Consider the following 662-nt stretch of genomic DNA (forward strand, 5'->3'; position numbering starts at 1 on the left):
AGAGGGTGTTAAATTACCCTTATCTTTTGCGCAGCGTCGTCTTTGGTTTTTACATGAGTTAGACCCAAATGAAGTAGCGTATAACATTCCATTGGCTTTGCGATTAAAAGGTGATTTAGATATTGAGGCTTTACAGAAAAGTTTTAATACGATTGTTAATCGGCATGAAGCTCTCAGAACTGTTTTTAAAAGTAAAGATGGAGAACCTGAACAGGTAATACAGCCACCCTGCCATCGTTCAATTGAAGTCATATCTCTAAATACAAATACTCATGATTTAGATCAAATGATTCAGGATGAGTCCAGTAAACCATTTGATTTAGAAAATGGTCCACTCATCAGGATTAAGCTAATTCAGGTGAAATATCAAGGGGAGTATTTATTATTATTGAATATGCATCACATTATTTCTGACGGGTGGTCAATGGGGGTTTTTGTAAGGGAATTAACGGAACTGTATAACGCTTATAGGCGCGGTGTTGAACCGGACCTGGATCCTTTACCAATACAGTATGCAGATTTTTCATACTGGCAACGGACATGGTTGGAAGAAAGATTGGAGAATCAGGCCTCTTATTGGAAAGAACAGTTGAAAGATTTACCTATATTAGATTTACCAACCGACTTTCCGCGTGTGTCCAATAGAGGGGCTGTTGGAGAAC

Annotated in this window: 1 protein-coding gene; it reads left to right on the forward strand. The window is 38.4% G+C overall.

The genetic code is table 11. The annotated features are described in order from the left end of the window. On the forward strand, positions 1 to 662 hold a 662-nt coding region (locus tag ACGTN6_RS20750; protein WP_394594973.1), incomplete at both ends, for a condensation domain-containing protein.

Source organism: Halomonas sp. B23F22_20, from assembly GCF_043496985.1.
GTDB lineage: Bacteria > Pseudomonadota > Gammaproteobacteria > Pseudomonadales > Halomonadaceae > Halomonas.